Source organism: Natronobeatus ordinarius (assembly GCF_024362485.1).
GTDB classification, from domain to species: domain Archaea; phylum Halobacteriota; class Halobacteria; order Halobacteriales; family Natrialbaceae; genus Natronobeatus; species Natronobeatus ordinarius.
On the sequence record NZ_CP101456.1, the window covers coordinates 2,112,119 to 2,134,268 of the forward strand.

The 22,150-nt window shown below is 66.5% G+C and carries 20 protein-coding genes and 1 pseudogene; 8 read left to right on the forward strand and 13 right to left on the reverse strand.

Going from position 1 to position 22,150, the window contains the following annotated elements; translation table 11 throughout:
* Positions 1 to 14 precede the first annotated feature (14 nt).
* Positions 15 to 317 (forward strand): amphi-Trp domain-containing protein, encoded by a 303-nt coding sequence (locus NMQ09_RS10890; protein ID WP_255190607.1) that lies wholly within the window; start codon positions 15 to 17, stop codon positions 315 to 317.
* Positions 314 to 1,135 (forward strand): class I SAM-dependent methyltransferase, encoded by an 822-nt coding sequence (locus tag NMQ09_RS10895; RefSeq protein ID WP_255190608.1) that lies wholly within the window; start codon positions 314 to 316, stop codon positions 1,133 to 1,135. Before NMQ09_RS10890 ends, NMQ09_RS10895 begins: the two co-directional genes overlap by 4 nt.
* Before the next feature lie 17 nt (positions 1,136 to 1,152).
* On the opposite strand, the gene NMQ09_RS10900 is transcribed toward NMQ09_RS10895, so the two are convergent.
* Together NMQ09_RS10900 and NMQ09_RS10905 are read right to left on the reverse strand one after the other, a co-directional pair.
* Positions 1,153 to 2,871 carry a pyrroloquinoline quinone-dependent dehydrogenase gene (locus tag NMQ09_RS10900; protein ID WP_255190609.1) on the reverse strand — a complete coding sequence of 573 codons (1,719 nt, stop codon included), beginning with the start codon at positions 2,869 to 2,871 and terminating at the stop codon, positions 1,153 to 1,155.
* Between the two features lie 79 nt (positions 2,872 to 2,950).
* Entirely contained in the window at positions 2,951 to 3,850 is a 900-nt protein-coding gene (locus NMQ09_RS10905) for a hypothetical protein (protein ID WP_255190610.1), read from the reverse strand.
* 339 nt (positions 3,851 to 4,189) lie between these two features.
* Here NMQ09_RS10905 and NMQ09_RS10910 point away from each other — a divergent pair, with 339 nt between their 5' ends.
* Positions 4,190 to 6,337 carry a CDC48 family AAA ATPase gene (locus NMQ09_RS10910; protein WP_255190611.1) on the forward strand — a complete coding sequence of 716 codons (2,148 nt, stop codon included), beginning with the start codon at positions 4,190 to 4,192 and terminating at the stop codon, positions 6,335 to 6,337.
* 2 nt (positions 6,338 to 6,339) lie between these two features.
* Here NMQ09_RS10910 and pyrF read toward each other — a convergent pair whose 3' ends face one another.
* Positions 6,340 to 7,131, reverse strand: coding sequence for an orotidine-5'-phosphate decarboxylase (pyrF, locus tag NMQ09_RS10915; protein ID WP_255190612.1), 792 nt, complete (start codon positions 7,129 to 7,131; stop codon positions 6,340 to 6,342).
* A 133-nt stretch (positions 7,132 to 7,264) separates the two neighbouring features.
* Here pyrF and trkA point away from each other — a divergent pair, with 133 nt between their 5' ends.
* The 3 genes from trkA to NMQ09_RS10930 all read left to right on the forward strand — a co-directional run bounded on the left by trkA (position 7,265) and on the right by NMQ09_RS10930 (position 12,329).
* Positions 7,265 to 8,599: a Trk system potassium transporter TrkA gene (gene trkA / locus NMQ09_RS10920; RefSeq protein ID WP_255190613.1), complete on the forward strand. Its 1,335-nt coding sequence runs from the start codon at positions 7,265 to 7,267 to the stop codon at positions 8,597 to 8,599.
* A 294-nt stretch (positions 8,600 to 8,893) separates the two neighbouring features.
* A complete protein-coding gene (locus tag NMQ09_RS10925) occupies positions 8,894 to 10,639 on the forward strand; it encodes a cation:proton antiporter (RefSeq protein ID WP_255190614.1) in 1,746 nt (581 codons plus the stop codon).
* A complete protein-coding gene (locus NMQ09_RS10930) occupies positions 10,632 to 12,329 on the forward strand; it encodes a cation:proton antiporter (RefSeq protein WP_255190615.1) in 1,698 nt (565 codons plus the stop codon). The genes NMQ09_RS10925 and NMQ09_RS10930 overlap by 8 nt, the downstream gene beginning before the upstream one ends.
* 26 nt (positions 12,330 to 12,355) lie before the next feature.
* On the opposite strand, the gene NMQ09_RS10935 is transcribed toward NMQ09_RS10930, so the two are convergent.
* The 3 genes from NMQ09_RS10935 to fer form a co-directional block, all read right to left on the reverse strand.
* Positions 12,356 to 12,550: a hypothetical protein gene (locus NMQ09_RS10935; protein WP_255190616.1), complete on the reverse strand. Its 195-nt coding sequence runs from the start codon at positions 12,548 to 12,550 to the stop codon at positions 12,356 to 12,358.
* A 93-nt stretch (positions 12,551 to 12,643) separates the two neighbouring features.
* A complete protein-coding gene (locus NMQ09_RS10940; protein ID WP_255190617.1) occupies positions 12,644 to 12,856 on the reverse strand; it encodes a hypothetical protein in 213 nt (70 codons plus the stop codon).
* A gap of 108 nt (positions 12,857 to 12,964) precedes the next feature.
* Positions 12,965 to 14,197, reverse strand: a complete 1,233-nt coding sequence (fer, locus tag NMQ09_RS10945) for a ferredoxin Fer (protein WP_255190618.1) — start codon at positions 14,195 to 14,197, stop codon at positions 12,965 to 12,967.
* Between the two features lie 153 nt (positions 14,198 to 14,350).
* Here fer and NMQ09_RS10950 point away from each other — a divergent pair.
* Positions 14,351 to 15,292: pseudogene (locus NMQ09_RS10950) on the forward strand (formate/nitrite transporter family protein); the annotation flags it as partial.
* Between the two features lie 140 nt (positions 15,293 to 15,432).
* Here NMQ09_RS10950 and NMQ09_RS10955 read toward each other — a convergent pair.
* From NMQ09_RS10955 to NMQ09_RS10975, 5 genes are all read right to left on the reverse strand, one after another.
* Positions 15,433 to 15,834 (reverse strand): universal stress protein, encoded by a 402-nt coding sequence (locus NMQ09_RS10955; protein ID WP_255190619.1) that lies wholly within the window; start codon positions 15,832 to 15,834, stop codon positions 15,433 to 15,435.
* 34 nt (positions 15,835 to 15,868) lie between these two features.
* The gene (locus tag NMQ09_RS10960; protein ID WP_255190620.1) at positions 15,869 to 16,345 is read right to left on the reverse strand and encodes a universal stress protein; all 477 of its coding nucleotides are present in this window, start codon (positions 16,343 to 16,345) and stop codon (positions 15,869 to 15,871) included.
* Positions 16,346 to 16,455: 110 nt separating this feature from the next.
* Positions 16,456 to 17,178, reverse strand: coding sequence for a universal stress protein (locus NMQ09_RS10965; RefSeq protein ID WP_255190621.1), 723 nt, complete (start codon positions 17,176 to 17,178; stop codon positions 16,456 to 16,458).
* A gap of 54 nt (positions 17,179 to 17,232) precedes the next feature.
* On the reverse strand, positions 17,233 to 19,503 hold the full coding sequence (locus NMQ09_RS10970; protein ID WP_255190622.1) for an amino acid permease: 2,271 nt from the start codon (positions 19,501 to 19,503) through the stop codon (positions 17,233 to 17,235).
* Positions 19,504 to 19,547: 44 nt separating this feature from the next.
* On the reverse strand, positions 19,548 to 19,973 hold the full coding sequence (locus NMQ09_RS10975; protein ID WP_255190623.1) for a universal stress protein: 426 nt from the start codon (positions 19,971 to 19,973) through the stop codon (positions 19,548 to 19,550).
* A gap of 232 nt (positions 19,974 to 20,205) precedes the next feature.
* Here NMQ09_RS10975 and NMQ09_RS10980 point away from each other — a divergent pair, with 232 nt between their 5' ends.
* Positions 20,206 to 20,865 (forward strand): HAD family hydrolase, encoded by a 660-nt coding sequence (locus tag NMQ09_RS10980; protein ID WP_255190624.1) that lies wholly within the window; start codon positions 20,206 to 20,208, stop codon positions 20,863 to 20,865.
* Between the two features lie 94 nt (positions 20,866 to 20,959).
* Here NMQ09_RS10980 and NMQ09_RS10985 read toward each other — a convergent pair whose 3' ends face one another.
* A complete protein-coding gene (locus NMQ09_RS10985; RefSeq protein WP_255190625.1) occupies positions 20,960 to 21,433 on the reverse strand; it encodes a YeeE/YedE family protein in 474 nt (157 codons plus the stop codon).
* 184 nt (positions 21,434 to 21,617) lie between these two features.
* Positions 21,618 to 22,109, reverse strand: a complete 492-nt coding sequence (locus tag NMQ09_RS10990; RefSeq protein ID WP_255190626.1) for a YeeE/YedE family protein — start codon at positions 22,107 to 22,109, stop codon at positions 21,618 to 21,620.
* Between the last annotated feature and the right edge of the window lie 41 nt (positions 22,110 to 22,150).

Below are 22,150 nucleotides of genomic sequence, written 5' to 3' on the forward strand. Positions count from 1 at the left end.
TGGCAGACAGACTCATGGGAAACGACGTCAACCTCCCCGCAGATCGGGCGACCGAGCGCAAGGTGATCACCGACGGCTTCTTCGAACGGGAGGTCTACCTCTCCCGGGAGGAGACGGCGACGTTCCTCCGCGACCTCGCCGACTCGATCGACGACGGAACCACGCTGACGATCTCGAGTACGGAGTGGGAACTCCCCTTCGAGTACCGCGAGCCGATCGAGGTCGAGATCGAGTTCACGAATCACCGAGAGCGTGAACTCGAGGTCGAACTCGAGTTCACCGAACCGAACGGCGGGGGCGATCTGCACGTGAAGTGACCGCCGAACGCAACCGGTGTGGACCGTCCACGCGGGATCGAGGCGGTCGTCGCCTCGTTCGGGCCGTCACCCCGCGGTACTACTTCGGGATCTACCACTGGCGGCGACGTGGGCGGCGACTGCTCGTTGCACTGGCAGTCGCGGCGAGCGGCGCGGTCGGCTGGCGACTGGGCACCAGCCGGTGGGACCGAACGGTCGCCGTCGTCGCAATCGGGCTCGGCCTCGCTCGAGTCGGTTCGACGCTCCGGACGCTGCTCTCGCCGCCGCCGTGGGCACTCGAACGGTACAAGTACGTCGCCCTCGCCGACGAACTCACCATCGAGGACGGCACCCGTTTGCTCGACGTGGGCTGCGGAACGGGACGCTCGCTCGTCGGGTTCGCTGACCAGCTTCCGGCGTCGGCCGCCGTCGTCTGCCTGGACGTCTTCGACGACCGGGTGATCCTCGGCAACGCGCCCGCCCTCGCGCGACGGAACGCCCGCCGGGCCGGCCTCGAGGCGATGCCCGTCCGGGGCGACGCGAGCCGGCTCCCCATCGCCGACGACTCCCAAGACGTCGTCACGGCCTGCCGAGTGCTTCACGACCTCCCCGCGACGGCGATCGAGCCGGCACTCGAGGAATTCGCCCGCGTCCTCGCCCCCGACGGGGTTCTCGGCGTACTCGAGTTGCCGCTCACGCCAGCAGGTATCGACGCGGATCCCGAGACGTACTGGCTCGAGCGCATCGAGGAGGCGGACTTTCGACTCGAGACGGTTCAAAGGCTCCCACGACGAAAATCGGACGAAGCGTACCTGCTCGTAACGGCGTCGCCGGCATAAAAATCGGGGTTGGTCGATCAGGCTTCCATCGAGAAGACCGCGAGCCGCGTGTCGCGGCCGCCGGTTCCCCGACGGAGCCAGCCGCTGCCGCCGATCTGGATGGCGACGTGCTGCTTTTCGGTCTCGGGATCGTACCAGCTCATCGGGCTGCCGGCGATCGACACCTCGCCGACGTCGTACTCCCAGAGGCGCTCGCCGGTCTCGCCGTCGTAGGCGATGAACTCGCCGTTCTGGGTGCCGGTGAAGACGACGCCGGTCTCGGTCGTCATCGTGCCGCCCCAGATGTAGGCGTCGCTGTCGATCCAGTCGCGCCAGACGCGCTTGCCCGTCTCGGGGTCGATCGCGACGATGGCGCTGATGTGGTCGTTGTAGTCCTCCGGGACTGCCTCGGTCTCGTCCTCTAAGATGCCGCCCCAGTACTTCTTGCCCTCCTCGTACTCCTCGAAGCGCCACCAGGCCTCCTGGGGCGAGTTGTTCATCTTGAAGTACGCGAGGCCGAGTTCGGGGTTGTAACACGGCGGCTGCCAGTCGTTCCCGCCCATCGCGCCGGGCATGAAGGGCATGCGCCGACCTTCGTCGATGTGTGGGATCATCTTGTACATGTTTAGCTGCTGGACGCCGGGCTCGCTGCGCTCGAGTAACTCGCCCGTGTCGGTGTCCATCGTGTAGACCCACGCCGTCTTGCCCGCGGAGACGACCACGTCGGTGGTCAGGTCTCGGTGGTCGATCTCCATGTCGCGAATGAGGATCCGCGGCGCGGCGGAGTCGTAATCCCAGACGTCGTGGGCGACCTCCTGGTGACACCAGAGGTGCTCGCCGGTCTCCATATCGAGCGCGAGCGTGCTCGCGCTGTTGCGGTTCGGCCCCGGCCGGACGGAGCCGTCGAAGTCCGGTCCGGGGTTGCCGATCGGCAGGTAGAGGCGGTTCTTTTCGGTGTCGATCGTCGCGTTCATCCAGTTGGTCGCACACGACTGCTCGATGCTGTCGCCGACCCACTCCTCCTCGGGGGAGGTCCAGACGTGCCAGACCTCCTCGCCGGTCTCGGCGTCGAGGGCCGTGTGGAAGCCGCGGACGCCGTACTCACCGCCGGCGCTGCCGGTGAACACCTTGCCGTCGTAGACGACGGGTGCCCACGTCGCGGAGTAGCCGGCCTCGTGGTCGGCCGTGCTCGTGTACCACACCTCCTCGCCGGTGTAGCGGTCGAGCGCGACGACGCCCGAGTCGAGCGTCGTCATGAACACCTTGTCGTCGAGGACGGCGACGCCGCGGTTGTTGTCGTCACAGCAGAGGACGACGTCCGAGGGGACGGCGTAGGTGTAACTCCAGAGCACCTCACCCTCCCGGGCGTCGATGGCCTTCACGTGGTTCGGCCCGTTCGACTGGTACATCACCGGCGGGTCGCCGGGGACGATCAGCGGCGTTCCCTCCATGCTCGAGCCCGCGCCGACGTGCATCACGTACTCGAGTTCGAGGTCGGCGACGTTGTCGGGCGTGATGACGTCGGCGGTCGTACAGCGGTGCTGTTCGTAGTTGCCGCCGTAGGTCAGCCACGCCTCCGGATTCTCGCCGGACTCGAGGAGCATCTCCTCGGTGACGTCGAATCTCGGAATTCGGTCGACGTCGTGCTGGTGGGTGATCGACTCCTCCGGAGAGCCGAGCACCCGATAGCCCTGGTCAGTTTCTCGTACGATCGTGTCCTGTGCGGCCTGAACGGCCCTGTCTTCTTCGATTCCCATGGTTGGTGTCTCGTGGTCGGTTGGTAGTCGGTCGGTGGTCGATCCGCTGGTGTTCGAAGATCGGTTCGATGGCTGGACGTCACCGTGCGGGAGACGGCGCCCGCATCTCCTCGGTGATCCAGAAGGCGTCCTTACAGATCTCCTCCTGATTCACGATCGCGATCGCCGCCCCCGCGGTCAGCGCGGCGGTCAACTGCGCGTCAGAAAGCGGCCCGTCGTCGGCGACGTCGAGTGCCGCCCGGGACAGCAGATACACCCCGGCGAGCATCGCTTTGGCGTCCCGGTAGCCGTCGTCTAAGATCTCGTCGGTGAGCAAGTACTTCTTCTGCCAGTAGTGTACGTCGAGGGCGTTGATCCACAGCAAGACGCCGCCGGCAGCCCGCTGGTGTAACGGCGGGACGTGTTCGACGTCGAACTCGACGCCGTCGGGGATCTCTTTCGTCGGCACCCACCGTGCGAGCCGGTCGTTGTTGTTCACGACGTTCATCACGAGTGCGAGCCGCTCTCGCTCGTCGAACCCGAGGTCGGCGAGTTCGTCGGTGAGTTGCGCCGTCCGAATCAGTTCGTGAGCGGTGTGTTCGATGTGTTCCGGCGAGAATCGCGGCAGGTTCTCCTCTGCACTCTCGAAGAAGCCCACCTCGACGAGGTGATCGTAGATGCGCCAGCCCGGCTCGACGACCTCACGATACAGCCGCTCGGGTTCGTCCTCCCCCGCCGGAATGCCCGCTTCCCGGACCTCGGGTAACCGCTCGAGCTGGATCGCGAGGTTCTCGAGTTCCGCTTCGAGCAACGACGCGTCGAGCTTCCCCGAGAGGTCGTGCCGAATCGATTCGCCCATCGAAGCGAACGCCGGATCGGTCTCTTCCTCGATCGATTCGCGTACGTGTGCCAGCGTCAGCCGCTCACCGTCCCGAACGCGATCGATGCCGAGCGTTCGGGCCAGCTGACGCTGGGATTCGTCCGTGATCTGTGTGGTCATGTGTGAGTTTTCGTGTGGCACGTGCTCTCACGAGCCATGCCGTGGTGTGGGGCCAACGTTGTAGTGTATAGCACTTTTTATAAATATTCAACCACATCTGGTTGGAACGATAAGTTGACAGGTTCGGCAAACGTGTGAACACCGGGACGACGTGCAGAGCAGATGCAAAGCTGTCGGGAGTCAGTCGCAAGGCGGGTCGACGGAGTGACGTGGGGTCACGGCCGTGATTCGGCCGTCGGGGTGCTTAGAGCGAGGTGAGGCGAACGCCCGCGACGGACGGCGGTGGGAATCGACCCCCTGCGTTCATGTGGGTTGACGTGACACAGGTGCATAGATAGCATGAATCTATCGGTGGCGGTGGCGCGACGACAGACGGCCGAGGGAGTAGTCGTGCTCGGTGCGGAGACGATGGCCGACCTCGGACTCGAGTCGGGTGACCACGTCAGCGTGGGAGCCGACGGACGGCGAGCGGTCGCGACCGTGGCTACCGGTGACGTCGACGACGGTGGCGTTCGGCTAACGGCTCGCCTCCGGCGTTCGCTGGCCGTGGCCGTCGGTGATCGGGTGGCCGTCGATCCCGTCGCCGTCGCCGACGCCGAGGGAGTTACGATCGCGCTGCCCGAGGAACTGACGCTCGAGGCGGACGTCGGCTTGCACGTCCGGGACGCCCTCGTCGACCGAGCGGCCGTCGAGGGGCAGGTGCTCACGGTCACCCTCGGCTACGACTCACTCCCCGACCCCTCCCGTCGCCGCGTGCCGATCCAGGTGACGGAGACCGATCCGTCCGGCCCCGTCGTCGTGCGCGAGTGGACCGCGATCACGGTCGACGATGAGCCCGCCCCAGAGCTCGAGTCGTGGCACCGCTCGAGTCACTCCCGCTCTGCGGTCACCTACGACGACGTCGGCGGCCTCGAGGCGGAACTCGAGGCGGTGCGCGAACTGGTCGAGGTGCCGCTTTCCAATCCGGCGTTGTTCGACGACCTCGGCATCGAGCCACCCACCGGCGTCCTGCTCTACGGGCCGCCGGGAACCGGCAAGACCCTCATGGCGCGGGCGGTGGCGACCGAGGTCGACGCCCACCTCGAGACGATTTCGGGTCCCGAGGTCGTTTCGAAGTACTACGGCGAGTCCGAAGAACGCCTCCGCGAAGTCTTCGAGCGCGCTGAGACGAACGCGCCGGCGATCGTCTTCGTCGACGAGGTCGACTCCATCGCCCCGTCGCGCGAGGCGACGGCCGGGGACGCCGAGTCCCGGATGGTCGCCCAGCTCCTCTCGCTGCTCGACGGCCTCGAGCGCCGGGCGGGGGTCGCCGTCGTCGGCACAACCAACCGCGAGCACGTCCTCGACCCCGCGTTGCGCCGCCCCGGCCGGTTCGATCGCGAGGTCGAGGTCGGCGTTCCCGACCGCGACGGCCGCGAGGAGATCCTGGAGATTCACACCCGTGACGTCCCGCTGGCCGACGACGTCGACCTCGCCCGCTACGCCGACCGCACTCACGGCTTCGTCGGCGCCGACCTCGAGGGACTCGTCCGCGAGAGCGCGATGGAGGCTCTGCGGCGGGTTCGAACCGACGGCGACCGGCCGGCCGACGGACTCGAGATAACCGAGCGCGATTTCGGGCGCGCGCTGACGGGCATCGAACCCTCGGCGCTCCGTGAAGTGTTCGTCGAGGTGCCCGACGTCTCCTGGGACGACGTCGGCGGCCTCGAGAACGTCGAGAACCGCCTCCGACAGACCGTCCAGTGGCCCCTCGAGCACCCCGAGGCCTACGAACGTGTCGACCTCACCCCGGCGAAGGGGCTGTTGCTCTACGGCCCACCGGGAACGGGCAAGACCTTGCTGGCGAAGGCGGTCGCCAACGAGTCACAGTCGAACTTCATCTCGATCAAGGGACCCGAACTCCTCGAGAAGTACGTCGGCGAATCCGAACGCGGCGTCCGGGAGATCTTCTCGAAGGCCCGCGAGAACGCCCCGGCGATCGTCTTCTTCGACGAGATCGACGCCCTCGCTGGCGAGCGCGGTCGGACGAGCGCCGATGCGGGCGTCGGCGAACGCGTCGTCTCCCAGCTGTTGACCGAACTCGACGGCCTGGAGTCGCTCGAGAACGTGGTCGTGATCGCCACCACCAACCGGCCCGACCTCCTCGACGACGCGTTACTTCGGCCCGGCCGGTTCGATCGCCACCTCCACGTGCCCGTCCCCGACGAGGACGCCCGGACGGCGATCCTCGAGGTCCACACCGCCGCAAAGCCGCTGGCCGACGACGTCGACCTCGAGCGACTCGCCCGGCGGACCGAGGGCTACGTCGGTGCGGATCTCGAGTCGATCTGTCGCGAGGCGGCGACGATGGCCGTCGAGGAGTACGTCGACGGCGACCGGACGCTCGAGGACCTCGCCCTCACGGCCGACCACTTCGAGCGGGCGCTCGCGGGACTCGAGCCAACGACGGCGGGCGACGCGCGGTTCGAACTGGACGGAGCGGAGTAGCCTCACCGGTGGCGGTTCAGCCGCGTCTTCAGCCGCTTTGCGGCCTGTCCGGCTGCCGCTGCGAACTGCTCACCGTCTCCGGCGAAGATGATCCCGCGCGAGGAGTTCACGAGGCCGACGCCGTTGGCGAGGCCGAACTCGACGGCGGCCTCGGCGTCGCCGCCCTGGGAGCCGACGCCGGGGACGAGGAAGGGGAGGTCGGGAACCTCCTCGCGAACCGCCTCGAGTTCCTCGGGCGTGGTCGCGCCGACGACGAGGCCGACGTTGTCGTTTTCGTTCCACAGGTCGGCGAGTGCCGCGACGCGTCTGTAGAGGGGTTCGCCCGTCTCGAGTTCGAGGTCCTGCAGGTCGGCCCCGCCGGGGTTCGAGGTCCGACAGAGGATAAACACGCCCGACTCCGCGTCGGCGAGAAACGGCTGCAGCGAGTCCCGACCCATGTAGGGGTTGACCGTGATCGCGTCGACTTTCTCGAGGATCTTCGCGTACTGGCGGGTCGTGTTGCCGATGTCGGCGCGCTTGGCGTCGAGCAGAACGGGGACGTCCTTGCCGTGGGCGTAGGCGACGGTCTCCTCGAGTGCGCGCCAACCGTCGGGGTCCTCGTAGAAGGCGGCGTTCGGCTTGAAGACGGCGGCGTGGTCGTGGGTGGCGTCGATGATCCGGCGGTTGAACGCGAAGCGCGGAAGGTCGTGGTCTGCGAGGTGGTCGGGAATGCGCGCGGGGTCGGGGTCGAGGCCGACGCTGACGACGCTGTCGACCGCGACGATGCGGTCGTGGAGCCGGTCGAAGAAGTTCATGCTCGAGAGAGCGCGCGACCGTGCCAAGTAGGTTACGAAGGTGCGTTCTGCGTCCGAACCGAGGAGCGGTTTTTCGCAACGTATTTGCCCCTGTACGGAAAAGGAATTACAGAATGCGCTCGGAGGTGACGGCATGTACGTAATCGTCGTCGGCGCCGGCGAAGTCGGGCGATCGATCGCGACCAACCTCGAGGACTCTCACGAGGTCGTCATCGTCGACCGCGACGGCGACCTCGTCGAGGAGCTGACCTACACGCTCGACGTGCTCGCGATCGAGGGCGACGGAACCGAACTCGAGACGCTCCGGGAGGCGGGGCTCGGCCGGGCCGACCTGGTGATCGCCAGCACCGACGACGACGAGGTCAACGCCGTCGTCTGCGGGACGGTCGAGACCGAGAGCGAGGCGTTCACGATCGCCCGGGTCAGGCGACGCACGTTGCTCGAGACCTGGCAGGGCTCCCAGGGCGCCTTCGGTGTGGACTTTATGGTCTGTACGGACCTGCTGACCGCCCAGACGATCTTTCGGATCTCGGGGCTGCCCGGCGCGACCGACGTCAACATGTTCGCCGGCGGGCTCGTCCGGATGGCGGAGTTCGAGATCGATCCCGACAGCGCCGTCGCCGGTCGCACCGTCAGCGAGGCCGACTGCTACGACTCGATGACGTTCGCGGCGGTCTTTCGGGACGACGAGATGTTCGTCGCCCAGGGTGATACCGAGATCTGTCCGTCCGATCGGGTGGTCGTCATCGGCAGCCCGGACTCCGTCGCGACGTTCGCCGACGAAGTCAGCGCCGACGACCACGACGGCACCGAGGAGATCGTCATCGTCGGCGGCAGCGAGATCGGCTACCAGACCGCCCGACTCTTCGAAGAACACGGCTTTCGACCACGGCTGATCGAACAAGACCGCGACCGTGCCCGCGAGCTGGCCGAGGCGCTGCCGAACACGCTGGTGATGGAGAGCGACGCCACCGACGTCGACTTCCTCGCCCGCGAACACGTCGACGAGGCCGACGTCGTGATCGCCGCCCTCGAGAGCGACGAGAAAAATCTGTTAGTCTCGCTGCTCTCGCGACGCCTCGGCGTCGACCGGACCGTCGCCGTGATCGAGAACCTCGAGTTCGCCGACCTCTTCGAGACCGTCGGCGTCGACGTCGCGATCAACCCGCGCGAGGAGACCGCCGAGGAGATCGTCCGCTTTACCCGGGCCGACTACACCGAGAAGATCGCGATGCTCGAGCACGACCGTGCCGAGGTCATCGAGATCGAAGTCGGGCCGAACAGTGTCCTCGCCGGCCGGGAGATCGTCGACGCGATGGCCGACCTCCCCGACGGCGTCGTCATCGGGGCGATCTCGCGCGGGGGCGACCTCGTGACCCCGCGCGGGACGACGACCATCCGGTCGGGCGATCACCTCGTCGTCTTCGTCGATTCGGCCGTGCTCGAGGAGGTCTTCGAGCTGATCTAGTACCGCCACCGGCGTCGGCTGGAAGACGTCCCGTCGGGATGGCTCACCGTCGCGTGCCGTCCGTCCGAACGTACCAGAACGATGCGCCAGCGGCGAAAAACAGGAGCACGAGGACGAGCCAGTCTACCATAGCTCTCAGTCTCAGTTCCTCACGGTTAATTGTTCCTGATCGTCTCCTCAACTGAAGATCAAAAGTTGGGCCCGGGTGTCGCGAGACGACCCTGCAAATCACGTCGGAAAAGCCAACGTATAAACCTCGGATAACCAAAGCCGTATCAAGAGTCAGAACACCCGATGAGCCAGATTGCTCTCGCCGCGGACTTCGCGATCATCGTCGTCGTAGCGACCGCCGTCGGGATCATCGCCCGACAGACCGGTCAGCCGACGATCATCGCCTACATTCTCACCGGAATCATCCTCGGCCCAGTCTTATTCGACGTCGTCACCGACGAGGGGCTCGTCGACCTCATGGCCGAACTCGGACTCGGATTTCTCCTCTTTCTGCTCGGGATGAAGATGCGCTTTGACGACATTCGGGAGATCCTGCGTCCAATCACTAACGTCGCCATCGGCCAGACGGTCCTCCAGACCGCGCTGGCGTTTCTCGTGGCGTGGGCGCTGGGCTTCGGCACGACCGAAATCCTCGTCATCGCGCTCGCGACCGTCTTCGGCGCGACGCCGATCATCGTCAAGATCCTCACCGACAAGGACGAGATCACGTCGCTCCCGGGGAAGATCGACGTCGGCGTCCTCATCGTCCAGGACATCTACCTCGTGATCGTCCTCGCGCTGTTCGCGGCCGATTCACTCGACAACGCCACCGAGATCGCCACGACCCTCGGCGTCATCTTCGTCATGATGACGTTCATCGGGATCTTCTCGATCGCCTCCTCTCGCTACCTCCTTCCACGGCTGTTCCGGAGAATTGCGGACAACAAGGACGTCTTCCTGATCGTCGCCATCGCGTGGGCGTTTCTGTTCATCGCCATCGCCGAGGGCTTCGACCTCTCTGTCGAGGTCGGCGCGTTCCTCGCTGGCATCAGCCTCGCACAGTTACCCTACAGCAAGGAACTCGAGGATCGTATCACGCCGATCACCGACTTCTTCATCCTCGTGTTCTTCGCGAGCATCGGCCTCCAGATCGAGGGCGTAGAGGCGCTGCTTTTCTACTGGCAAGAGGCGATCATCGCCTCGCTCGTGCTGATGATCGGGAACTTCTGGATCATGTTCTACCTCATCGATCGGGAAGGGTTCACCGTCGAGACGTCCTTCCTCGGGTCGATCAACATGGTCCAGGTCAGCGAGTTCTCGCTGGTCGTCGGCGCGCTCGCGTTCGCCCAGGGATACATCGAATCCGAGATCCTCGGCTACCTGAGCCTGATGGCGCTGCTGACGATGAGCGTCTCGACGTACATCGTCATGTACAACCACGAGATCTACGAGCGCGTAGGACCGTGGTTCAGCCGATTCGAGTCGGAAGGGAAACAGGACACCGAACTCGGGGAGTACCGAGATCACGCGATCGCCATCGGCTACGACGAGGTCACAGAGCGCGCGCTCCCGCTGCTCGAGGAGGAGTACGGCCAGGTCGTCGTCATCGACCGAAAGACCGAACACGTCGAAGCGCTCGAGGCCGAAGGACGGTTCGACTACATCTTCGGGGACTTCCGACACAGCGAGGTCCGCAAAGCGGCGAACCTCAAAAACGCCCGGTTCGTGCTCAGTTCGAGCGTCCAGGTCGAGGTGAACCGGGCGTTGCTCGAGGAGGTGAGCGACGACGCGATGGTGTTCGTCGAGGCCGAACGAATCAACGACGCACGCACCCTCTACGACCTAGGTGCAGCCTACGTCGTCATGAGCACGTACCTGACCGCCGAGAAGCTGAGCGACTACCTCGAGCGGTACTTCACGGACGAGGAGACGTTCAGCGAGGCGATCGAGGCGGACATCGAACGGATCCGCCGGAAGGGACGCCAGCGGATGGACCTCGAGCGCGATGGGCTCGAGGCAGCCGACACGCGAGGTGAGATCGATGGCTGACCTCGTCATCGCGCTCGCGGCCATCTTCGTCTCGGCGGGAGTCCTGTTGCTCGTCGCGAACCACTTCGGGCTCTCGCCGGTGCCGTTTTACATCATCGCCGGGCTGATCACCGGGACGCTCGGCTTCGCGCAGGCGGACATCGTCGAACTCGCCCAGTGGGGGATCGCCTTCCTCGTGTTCGTCTTCGGCATCCAGGTCAACTTCGGCGACCTCCAGTCGGTCCTCAGAGACGGTGAAACCGCCGCGGTTACGCAACTGGTCGTCGTCGCGCCGATCGCCTTCGGCGTCGGTTTCCTGTTCGGCGAGCTGTACGGGTTCGACGCACCCGTCCGCAACGCCATCTACTTCGCCGCGGCCGCGACGCTGAGCTCGACGATCGTCGGCGCGGGCCTCCTCAAAGAGGAGATCCGCGACAATCTCGTCCACGGCCGGCTGGCGTCGTCGATCCACTTCTTCGACGACCTCGTCGCGATCGCGCTCGTGTTGATCCTCTCGGTCGAGGTGTTCACCGCCGAGGCCGTCACCTCGAGTATCGGCTACGGCGTCCTCTTTCTCGCCGCCGCGCTGTTGATCTACCGACACGGCTACCCCCTGCTGATCAGGCTCGCCGAGGGGTTCGAGGAGCTCATCCTGATGGGGAGCATCTCGATCCTGATCGCGTTCATCGCGGCGGCGGAGCTGGTCGGCATCTCGATCGTCGTCGGCGCGTTCGCCGCCGGCATCGCCGTCCGGAGCGAGGGTGCAGAGGCGCTGGGTGTCAGAAACGGGATCGAGTCGATCAAGGACTTCTTCGTCGCCATCTTCTTCGTCACGATCGGGGCGCTCGTCTCGATCCCCACCGTGGAGACGTTCGTCGTCGCCGCTGTACTGATCGGACTCGTGCTCTTCGTCAACCCGTTCGTCCTCCTCCTGGCGTTCACCTACGAGGGATACGACTCACGGACCGCGTTCCTCGCGAGCTCCAACCTCAACCAGGTGAGTGAGTTCGCACTCGTCATCGCCATCCAGGCGTGGCTCCTCGGGACGATCACGGACACCGTCTTCGAGGCGATCATCCTCGCCGCCGCGGTGACGATGATCCTCACGTCGTTCGCCCGGGAGTTCAAGGAGGTGATCTACGAGTCGGTGGTCCAGCGACTCGTCGGCGAGCGACAGACCAGAAAGATCGACGAACGCAGTTACGTTCCCGAAGGGCTCGACGATCACGTCGTCGTCCTCGGCTACGGTCGCCAGGGACGGCGGATCGTCGAGACGCTCGAGCGACTCGACCAGCCGTACGTCGTCATGGACAACGACCCGGTCCTCTGGGACGACATGCGAGCGGAGTGTCGACACTACGTCTTCGGCGACGCGATGTCGCAGTATCCGTGGGAGAACGCCCGCGCCGATTCGGCGAGGCTGATCATTTCGACGGTCGATCACCGACCGGTTTCGGAGACGGTGCTCGACCTCGAGACGGACGCCGACGTGATCCTCCGGTGTCGGTCCTCGCGTGAAGCTAGCGAGCTGCTCGATGCGGGTGCAACGTACGTCAACGTCCCGAACGTCCTGGCGAGCGATCAGCTGGTCGATACCATCGAGGCGGTGTTCGACGACGAGACGTCGAAAGCCCAGATCAAGCGCGATCACCTCGACAGGCTGGTTACGCTCGAGCGATACGGATTCACGACGCGATTCGACCGGCAGTGAGCCGGTGTGTCCGTTCGAGTCCCGGGTTAAATGGGCCCACCGAGGTACTCGTGAACGGAGACGACGAGCGCGAGTCCGCCGACGAACGCGAGCGCCGCGAGCACGATCGACAGCTCGATCGCCTCCGAGATTCCCAGCGCACCGAGGACGGCCAGTCCGACGCCCACGGCGTAAATCACCAGGTTTCGGATGCGACTCGAGGCGGCTTCCGTTTCGAACATGGAGAGGAATACGACACCCGTTCGGTAAACGTCACCGATACCGGTTCGGCTTCCTCGAGCCGATGTCCGTGAGCCGCCTACCGTCGAATTCGGTCAGGGAATCGTCTGTGGCGGTGTGATGACGTACGTCAGGATCACGAAGATGAGAAGCAAGACCCCGAGGACGACGTGCCCCCACCGGTTTACCTCACGGATCGTCCCTCTCGGTCCGTAGCCGTAGCGGTTCGCCATGATGATGAACCCCGTGATCGTGACGATGACCGAGAGGATCAGCGTGATCAGGCCGAGTTCGTAGTGGCCGAGCATACCCTCACCTGTCCACAGATCGTCCAATAAGCGTTGTTCAGGAACTCGTGGCCGTCTCTCGTGTCGACGTCCGATTCACCCGTCGACGAGACGATCCAGAGCAGTGACTCACATCACCCGGTCTTCCAGTGACTCGAGTTCCTTGGCGTTGACCACGAGCCGAAGCGTGTCGCCCGTCGGGGTTCCGACGCAGGTCAGCCGAAGCCCCTCCTCGAGTTCCTCCTCGGAGAGACTCCGGTTGACGTCCATCTCGACCTCGCCCTCCAGGCAGACGGCTGCGCAGTTCACGCAGCCCCCGGATCGACAGTAGAAGGGCCAGTCGAGTCCCGCCGACTCGGCGGCGTCGAGCAGGTACTCCCCCTGCTCGACCTCGAGCGTCCCGTACGCTGCCTCGTCCAGTCCGGCCGTCTCCGCAGCCCGCTCGAAGAGGTCGCCGTCCTCGAGCGACCACTCGCGTTCCTCGATCACCGCGTAGTCCAGGTACTCGACGGTCGTCGTCGGCCCCGGTTCGGGCTTCACGGCGAAGACGGGCACCCCGGCGAAGCGGACGACACGTTCGGTGACGCTCCCGAGCAGGTACCGCCGGACTCCCGTTCGACCGTGCGTGCCCAGTACGATGGCGTCGGCGTCGCGTTTGGCGGCGTGGGCGAGGATCGCCTGGTCGGCCCGCCCGGGGAGGACCGTGGCGTGAACCGGCTCGAGGCCGGCCTCGAGTGCCCGTTCGACGGCCTCGTCCACGGCGTCGACGCCCGTTTTCTCGTCCGCGCCGGGGAACTCGTACCGGTCGGGGTCGCGCTGGAGCCGGCGCCCGTCGACGTGGACGACCTCGAGCGTCGCGTCGGTCGCCGTCGCGAGGTCGATCGCGTGGGAGACGGCGGCGGCCGCAGAGTCGCTGCCGTCGGTCGGGACCAGCAGTCGGTCGATCGTCGGCTCGACGTCGGTCCCCTCGTGGACCGTCACGACGGGAATCGGCGACTCCCGGAGCGTCTGCTCGGCGACGCTTCCGAGGACGAATCGGCTCAGGCCCGTCCGACCGTGGGTGCCCATCACGATACAGCTCACGTCGTGCTCCTCGGCGTAATCGATTATTTCCCGGTGAACGTCCCCGTCGGTCTCTCGCACGCTCGTCGTGGGTTCGAGGCCGGCGTCGTCGGCGAGGGCCGACGTGGCGCCCACCGCCTGTTCAGCCGGCAACTCCTCGTCTTCGGCGCGGTCTCGCGGCTCCTCCACGGAGAGCACGTGCAGGTCGGCGTCGAACGCGCCCGCCAGCGAGGCCGCGTACTCGCCTGCGGACGCCGCGACGTCGCTACCGTCGGTCGGAATCAGGATCGTGTCGTACATGGGTGCCCGTTCACCGACCACGGTTGTCAAGATGGGTGGCCCCGGAACCGTCCTGCGAGGCCCTCACCGACGGCTCTCGCCTGCGATGTTGATCCGCGGCGCTGGCGGCGGAAGATACGAGACGTTTTGACCCGTCACCACCGAATCGGGGCAATGACCGACTCGGATGGCGAAGCCTCGCTTCGGAAGAGCGTCGAACAGTCGAAACACGGCGCACCCGCGGTTGGTGCCGTCGTCAGGGACCGCTTCGAGAGCGACGAGGTGTTCCAGCGGATCATCGCCGCCGCGGACGACGAGATCGACACCGGCCTCCGAGAGCTGTTTTTCAGCGGTCTCGCGGCCGGCTTCGCGATCACGCTCACGTTCCTCGTCTACGCCTCGATGACCGCATCGACCGGCGGAGACCCGATCCTCAGTGGCCTTCTGTACCCCATCGGGTTCGTCTACATCATCCTCGGCGGCTACCAGCTGTACACCGAGAACACGCTCCCGCCGGTCGCGCTGGTTCTCGAGCGCCTCGCGAGCTTCCCGGCCCTGCTTCGGGTCTGGATCGTCGTTCTGATCGGAAACTTCGTCGGCGGGACGTTCGGCGCGGTCGTGCTGGCGTACACCGGCGTTTTCTCGGACCCGGCCGCCATCGCTGCCACCGATATCGCGATGAAAGGCATGGAAACCCCCTTCTGGGACCTCTTCTTCAAGGCCGCGTTCGCCGGGCTGATCGTCGCCGGCGTCGTCTGGCTCGACTTCGCCGCCCGCGACACGATCACCCGGTTTTTCCTCGTCTACATGGCCTTTCTCGCGATTCCCTACGCCGACCTCTTCCACGTCGTCGTCTCCTTCACCGAGGTGATGTACCTCGTCCTCAACGGGCAGATCGCCATCCTGGCCGGCCTGACGGGATTCGTCCTGCCCGTCCTGCTCGGGAACACGGTAGGGGGCGTGTTGCTCGTGACCGTCGTCAACTACTTCCAGACGACCGAGCGCCGCCTCGAGGCCGCCCGCAAGGACGGGGTCGAGCGCCAGCTGTCGATTCGCGAGTGGGTCTTCGGCGGCTCCGCCGGTCGATCCTACGTCCCGGCCCGGGCTACCGGTGACGCGGGGCCAGCCACGCAGGGAGACTCCGATGACGAGCCCGAAGGAGTCAGCTATACAGAACGAGGGCGGTAGTGCGTTGCCAAGCCCGATCTGCAGGGTCGAATCCGTCGCCGAAGGCCGGTTCGACCCTTGGCGGAGTACTAGCGGACGACGACGACCGGACAGTCCGCCCGGCGAACGATCGTCTCGGCGACGCTTCCGAGGAGGAGTCGTTTCGCGCCGCTTCGGCCACGGCTGCCGACGACGATGTGGTCGGCGTCGTGGTCGTTCGCGTAGGAGACGAGCGCCTTCGCCGCGTGGCCGTAGGTCGTCTCGGTCTCGATCTCCCGGCCGTGTTCTGCGGCGATCGCTTCCGCTTCCTCGAGGATTTCGGCGACCCGTTCGGTAACGATCTCGTCCGTCGTCTCCGTACCGGTCGGAAACTCCGAAACTTCGGGGACGTGGACGGCACGAATCGTCCGGTCGGGGAACCGCTCGAGTGCGTACTCGAGTGCCTTGCGCGCGTGTGGGGAGTCGTCCATCGCGACGACGATGAGGTCCATACCCGTCCGTTGTGCACACGGTGATAAAACCGTTTCAACTCTGTGAGTCGTCCCCCTCGTCGATCCCCTGGCGGACGAACACGACCGGGCAGGACTCGCTGAGCAGGATCTTCTGGGCCGTGCTCCCGACGATCACCTTTCCAACCGGCGAGCGTTTTCGGCCGCCGATGAACAACAGGTCGGCGTCGGCGTCGGCCGTCGCCCGGAGGATCGCGTCTTTCGGCGAGCCGATCGCGCTTCGGATCTCGTAGTCGATCCCTTCGTCCTCGAGCGCCCGGGAGATCGCGTCGATGCTCTCGAGCCGCGCGGCCACCGCCGCCGGCTCCGGCGGGTCCTCGAGGTCGAAGCCGGTCTCTTTGACGCCCTCCTCGAAGGCTGTCCGAGAGAACGCGTGGAACAACACGACCGTCGCCTCTGCCGGTGTGGCGACGTCGAGAACCGTGCTCGTCAGTTCGCTGACTCGTCGTTCTTCCGTCGGTCCGACGGCGACGACGAGCGTCTCCAGTGGCATACCCGGTCATCGTCCCACCGGCCACATAAGCGTGCGTATCCCGACGGGAAGGGCGGTGCCGGGCCCGAGTACCACGTCGGCGTGGACGTCGTCGGGCCCGGCGACTTCGACTATCCTCGATCGCCGCCGACCACGAACACCGGCCCCACCGAGCGATTCGCGATTCGCTCGGAGAGTGGTCCGAACGCGAACGACCGGAGCGATCGGCCGCTCTCGCCGACGATCAGCGCGTCGTGCGCCTCGGCTTCCGCCAGAATTTTCGCGAGCGGCGAGGGGTCGACGACGACCGACTCGTGGACGGCCGCCGGGTCGAGGCCCGACTCGACGAGCGCCGACGCGACCGCTCCGGTCAGCCGCGTCCCGTCGTCGCGTCCACCGTCGCTCCGGGCCACGTGGAGGATGGTGATCTCGAGGTCTCCGTTCGCGGCTACCGTCGCGACGAAGTCGGCCAGCCGGTCGGCGTTCACCTCGCCTCTGACCGCGACGAGGAGCCGTTCGACGTCGTCGACCGGCTTCGGAAGCAAGAGGACGTTGCAATCGGCCTCGGTGGTCATGCGATCGATCGTTTTCCGCTCGCTCGGTGTGAACACGAGACGGGACTCGACGGTTCCGCCCGCTTCGATCGCCGCCGCCACCATCTCGTCGACCGCTGGTCGTGCGCGGGCCTCGAACTGTGATCTGGCCTGTTCGGGCGACGTCTGCTCGGGCGAGACGTGGTAGCCGACCACGACGGCGGGAATCGGTGCGAGCAACTCGAGTAAGCCGGGCGTCAGTGGTTCGGACTCGAGGGCACGAACCGGGAGCAACACCTTCCACGGCGGTGGGTCGGACATTCGTGGCGAACGATGGGGTCAGAGCGTAAAAAGAATCGGTGACGGCGGGGTTCGCTATCCGCGTCCGAACAGGCGCTCGAGGAGCCCGCGCTCGCTCTCGCGTTCGGTGAGCAACACCGAGCACTCCACGTCGTCGAGCACGTCGAGTACGAGCGAGCCGCGAACGAGCCGCGAGAGGACACCCTCCTCGGTGGCGCCGATGAGGACCATCGTGTGGTCTCGTGCGGCCTCAGCAATTGCCGCCTGGACGTCGCCCGTCTCGACCCGGAGCTCCACCTCGACGAGTTCGTTGTCGGCGGCCCACGACCGGAGGTACGCCCGCCCTTCTTCGAGGTCGTCGGCGACGTGCAGGAGGGTGACGTCCGAGTCGAACTCCTCCTGGAAGACCCGCGCGGCTGCGGCGGACAGTTCGGAGTGAGGGCCACCGGCCGTCGGAAGCAAGATTCTGGAGGGATCGAAGCCGCGGTCGTTGAACACGAGGAAGTCACACGGTAGCGAGTGAGCCAGTTCGTCGATCGCGGACTCGGCGCGACCGCCCGGGCCCAGCGCGTCGGGGCCCCAACCCATCACGCAGACGTCCGCGCCGTACCGGCGGGCGCCGTCGAAGATCTGCTCGATGGGGCGGTGGGAGAGGACGGTGTGGGTTTCGACGGGAGCGCCGAACTTCTCTGCGTCCCGGCGAGCAGTCTCGAGGAGCCGTTCTGACTCCTCGAAGTCCTGTTGTTCGCGGGCGGCCTCGAGGGAGGTCTGGTCGGGCACGTCGACGACGTTGACCGCGACGACGCGGCCGTCGCGCTGGTTTGCGACCGCGGAGCCAATCTCGAGCAGGTGCGACTGGGTTTCGGGGTTCGACAGTGGGACGAGGACGGTGAACTCGCCGCCGTCGGGCGAGACGGCGTCGGCGGCAGCCACCGCAGGCTCGGGCATCTCGTCGGCCCGATCGAGGACGTACTGGCCGAGGTGGCCCTGGACGTCGGTTCGCGAGCGGGCGTAGAGGAAGTACCAGAGTACGGCACCGACGACGAACAGCGCCGAGAGTGCGATCTCCCGCGGCGCAACGAACCTGATCAGTCCCAGCGAGAGCGTGATTCCGAGGATCGGAGTGATCGGGTACAGCGGCACCGTAAAGTCGGGGTCGTACTCGGCAACGTCGGTCTCGCGGAAGACGATCAGCGCCGCGTTCATCAGCGCGTAGACGATGAGGTGGAGCACCGACGCCGCCGACGCCAGCGCCGCGACGTCCCCACCGAGGACGAGGATGAACGCGACGATCAGCCCGCCGGTCAGCAGGATCGATCGGTACGGCGTCGCAAAGCGCGGGTGGATCTCGTTGAGCTTCGGCGTAACGATCTTGTCACGTCCCATCGCGAAGTTGATTCGCGCCGACGAGAGGATCGACGCGTTCGCCGACGACGCGGTGGCGAGCAGGGCGCCGACGACCATCAGGGTCGCGACGCCGCCAGCGACGAGCTCCGGGGCCCCGATCTCGAGGAAGGCGACGTTGGCCGCGTCCTCGACCGGCCGGTCGAGATCCAGCTCGGGCCACGGGACGATGCCGACCATGAACGTCACGAGGATGCCGTAGATCACCGTCACGATGGCGACGCTGCCGACGATCGCGATCGGGAGGTTCCGGCCCGGATTCTTCATTTCCTCGGCGACGGTCGCGATCTTCGCGTAGCCGAGAAAGGAGACGAACACGAGCGCAGTGGCGGGCAGGACCGCTCCGGTGCCGAACGGCGCCCAGCCACCCTCGGAGACGAGCGTGCCGTAGTCGAAGGCGAGCCCGCCACCGGCGGCGAACAGCCCGAGGATGCCGAGCAAGATCAGGACGATGACCGTCTGGATGCCGCCGGTCTCCTTCGCGCCGATGTAGTTGACGCCGACGAAGACGATCCCGGCCAGCAGCGCCCCGATCTGGACGCCCGTAAGCAAGACGAATCCCGTCCCGGGCAGGACCAGGTTGGGGATCTCGACGAAGAAGGCGAGGTAGCGACCGAAGCCGACCGCGTAGAAGGCCGAGGCGAACGCCAGCCCCATCCAGTCGCCCAGCCCGGCGATCGAGCCGAATACCGGTCCGAGCGCGCGATTGACGTAGTAGTAGCCCCCGCCGGCTTTCGGCATCGCCGTCCCGAGTTCGCTCACCGAGAGGGCGTTTATCATCGCAATTAGCCCGCCGATGAGAAAGGAGACGACGACGATCGGGCCGGCCTCCTGGGCGACCTCACCCGGGAGCACGAAGATGCCCGCGCCGATCATCGTCCCGATGCCGATCGTCATCGCCGACAGCAGGCCGAGGTCCTTCGCGAGCTCTTCCTCGGTCATCGATTACCACCCCCACGCGTGGACTCGAGTGCGTTCATCGCGGATCAGCCCCCCGGAAGGACGACGACCGGTCGGTCACTCTCGGTCACGAGCGAGGAGCGGACGCCGCCCGAAAGCGCGTCCAGCCAGCGGCCACCGCCCCGGGAGGAGAAGACGATCGCCGTGGCGTCTTCCTCGTCGGCGACGTCGACGACCGTCTCGGCGACGTCCGTCCCGTAGCACAGCCGCGTCTCGACGTCGATGCCGTCCGTCGCGGCTCGGTTCCGGAACGCGGCGAACGCGTCCTCGGCGTACTCCTCGCGCTGTGTGAGCCCCGCCTTGTCCGGCGCGCCGCCTGCCTTCTCGATCACGTGGACGACGAGCACGTCGGCTGGGCTCTCGAGCAGGTACGGCCGGACCCCCTCGTAGGTCTCGGCTGCGTCGTCGGGACCGGCGATTGGCACGAGCGGCCGGTCCAGCAGATCGGTCACTGGCGATCACCGCCAGCGAAACGGAGTTTGGCTATCGTTTCCGACGAACCGTTCATGACTGGCCACTTTTGCCCCGACCATTTATATTCCACGTTTGTCCCCCGGGTGAGCCGCTACCCGGCCGTTCACGTCGGTGAGACGAGCGGGCGCGACGCCTCGAATCCGCCTGACGACCGCTGCCAGCTGAGAACGACGGATAGCTTCAAGCCCGTTCGGTCCCCAACCCACACCCATGCCTCGGGCCGTGGTCTTCGACCTCGATTACACCCTGGCGGTCCCCGAACGCGACCGTGCGACGATCCTCTCAGAGGCCGCCCAGGCGGCCGGCGCCCCACCGCTCTCCCGCGAGGCCTACCTCGAGGCTCACCGGCGCAACCTCACCCGCGAGACGCGCGAACCAATCTTCGCGGACTTACTCGCCGAGTACGACACCGACGCCGAACCCGCCGCGGTCGCCGCGGCCTACCGGCAGACGATCGCCGAGGCGCTGACCCCGCTGCCGGGCGTCGAGTCGATGGTCGACGCGCTCCGCCAGGAGTACCGCGTCGGTCTCCTGACGAACGGCCCCGTGCTCGCCCAGCGGGACAAACTCGCCACCCTCGGCTGGGAGCGCGCCTTCGACGCCGCGCTCGTCACCGGCGAACTCGAGGCCGGCAAACCCGATCGCCGGGCGTTCGACGCGATCGTCGACGAACTCGATGTCGCCCCCGAGGAGGCGGTATACGTCGGCGACGAGGTCGACGCCGACGTCTTCGGCGCGACGAACGCCGGACTCGAGGCGATCCAGGTGCTGCTCGAAGACGGCCCCGACCCCGATCCGCGGGCGGTCGCCCACGTCGAGCAGGACGCCGTCGCCGCGGCGGTTCCGCAGGTGGTGGCGGGCCTCGAGTGACGGGGCACGGGTAGTCGCGTTCGCTCGCATCCCGATCGGATTCGATTCGCCTCTCCGCGTCTCACTTTCTCGCTACTGGTGGGTCTCGACGGGATCAGTCGTCCCCGGCTCGAGTCCCCACCACCCGCGGCTCGTCGCTCGCAGAGCGGACGTAGCCCTGGGCGTACGCGCCGATGAACATCCCGGCGATGCCCCAGAGGATGGGGAGGTTGCCGATGCCGAGGCTGGCGTAGGCCGCGCCGGGACAGATGCCCGACAGCCCCCAGCCGACGCCGAAGATGGCGCCGCCGAAGAGCACGTTTCGGTCGAGGGCCTTCAGCCGACGGCCGTAGCCGTCGCCGGTGAGCGGCGCGTCGCCGAGAAAGCGCGTGGCGAGGAAGAACGTGAGGCCGGTGACGATGGCTGCACCGAACATCACGAACAGCAGGCCGAGGTCCCGAAGCTGGAGAAAGGAGAGGACGACCTCCGGCTGGGCCATGTGGCTGAACCCGAGCCCGAAGCCAAAGAGCAGGCCGCCGGCGAACACGAGCGGCAGGAACAGCGGGTGAGCCTCGTGTTCGGCGCTCATCGGTAGTCACCTCTCCGTCCGCCGTTCCGAGATCCTCGCCTCGCTCGGACCTCGCCGCTCGCGGGTCGCCCAACTCCCCGCTCGCCAGTCCGAGGTCCTCGCACCGCTCGGACCTCGCCGCTCGCGGGTCGCACAACTCCCCGCTCGCCAGTCCGAGGTCCTCGCCTCGCTCGGACCTCGCCGCTCACGGAACCACCCCCAGCGCCATCACCAGCTGCGCCGTCCCGATGGCGACCAGCAGGAAGGTTGCGACGCCGACGAACGACGTTCCCGAGACGGAGCCGACGCCACAGACGCCGTGGCCCGACGTACAGCCCTTCCCGACTCGAGTACCGATCCCGATGAGGATGCCGCCGAGCAACAGCCGCCAGGCCTGCACCTCGGTCGTCCAGACGCCGTCACCAACGGTCACCGCGTAGACGGCTGCCCCGGCGACGATCCCCAGCGTGAACACGACCCGCCAGTCGCGCGAGGGACGATACTGCTGGAACCGCGACAGGCTCGAGCCGTACGAAAGCGTCGACTCGAGGAAGGTGCTCGCGCCGGCGATCCGGCCCGTGCCGAGGTAGATCACGGCGACGCCGAGCCCGACGAACAGGCCCCCGACGGCGTAGTGACTGATCCCCTCGGGGAAGGGGTCCGCGAGTATCGATGCGAGTAACTCGAGTGCAATCATCGCCGATTTGGAGGGACGCGAGGCGTATCAACCCTCCAGAC

What these genes read in the sequence shown, in the direction of transcription:
- NMQ09_RS10910 (WP_255190611.1), top strand. Translation starts at nt 4,190, where the DNA reads ATGAATCTATCGGTGGCGGTGGCGCGACGACAGACGGCCGAGGGAGTA.
- NMQ09_RS10900 (WP_255190609.1), bottom strand. Translation starts at nt 2,871, where the DNA reads ATGGGAATCGAAGAAGACAGGGCCGTTCAGGCCGCACAGGACACGATC.
- NMQ09_RS10990 (WP_255190626.1), bottom strand. Translation starts at nt 22,109, where the DNA reads ATGATTGCACTCGAGTTACTCGCATCGATACTCGCGGACCCCTTCCCC.
- NMQ09_RS10955 (WP_255190619.1), bottom strand. Translation starts at nt 15,834, where the DNA reads ATGGACCTCATCGTCGTCGCGATGGACGACTCCCCACACGCGCGCAAG.
- fer (WP_255190618.1), bottom strand. Translation starts at nt 14,197, where the DNA reads ATGTACGACACGATCCTGATTCCGACCGACGGTAGCGACGTCGCGGCG.
- NMQ09_RS10965 (WP_255190621.1), bottom strand. Translation starts at nt 17,178, where the DNA reads ATGTCCGACCCACCGCCGTGGAAGGTGTTGCTCCCGGTTCGTGCCCTC.
- NMQ09_RS10985 (WP_255190625.1), bottom strand. Translation starts at nt 21,433, where the DNA reads ATGAGCGCCGAACACGAGGCTCACCCGCTGTTCCTGCCGCTCGTGTTC.
- trkA (WP_255190613.1), top strand. Translation starts at nt 7,265, where the DNA reads ATGTACGTAATCGTCGTCGGCGCCGGCGAAGTCGGGCGATCGATCGCG.
- NMQ09_RS10930 (WP_255190615.1), top strand. Translation starts at nt 10,632, where the DNA reads ATGGCTGACCTCGTCATCGCGCTCGCGGCCATCTTCGTCTCGGCGGGA.
- NMQ09_RS10890 (WP_255190607.1), top strand. Translation starts at nt 15, where the DNA reads ATGGGAAACGACGTCAACCTCCCCGCAGATCGGGCGACCGAGCGCAAG.
- NMQ09_RS10980 (WP_255190624.1), top strand. Translation starts at nt 20,206, where the DNA reads ATGCCTCGGGCCGTGGTCTTCGACCTCGATTACACCCTGGCGGTCCCC.
- NMQ09_RS10935 (WP_255190616.1), bottom strand. Translation starts at nt 12,550, where the DNA reads ATGTTCGAAACGGAAGCCGCCTCGAGTCGCATCCGAAACCTGGTGATT.
- NMQ09_RS10940 (WP_255190617.1), bottom strand. Translation starts at nt 12,856, where the DNA reads ATGCTCGGCCACTACGAACTCGGCCTGATCACGCTGATCCTCTCGGTC.
- NMQ09_RS10970 (WP_255190622.1), bottom strand. Translation starts at nt 19,503, where the DNA reads ATGACCGAGGAAGAGCTCGCGAAGGACCTCGGCCTGCTGTCGGCGATG.
- NMQ09_RS10960 (WP_255190620.1), bottom strand. Translation starts at nt 16,345, where the DNA reads ATGCCACTGGAGACGCTCGTCGTCGCCGTCGGACCGACGGAAGAACGA.
- NMQ09_RS10905 (WP_255190610.1), bottom strand. Translation starts at nt 3,850, where the DNA reads ATGACCACACAGATCACGGACGAATCCCAGCGTCAGCTGGCCCGAACG.
- NMQ09_RS10925 (WP_255190614.1), top strand. Translation starts at nt 8,894, where the DNA reads ATGAGCCAGATTGCTCTCGCCGCGGACTTCGCGATCATCGTCGTCGTA.
- pyrF (WP_255190612.1), bottom strand. Translation starts at nt 7,131, where the DNA reads ATGAACTTCTTCGACCGGCTCCACGACCGCATCGTCGCGGTCGACAGC.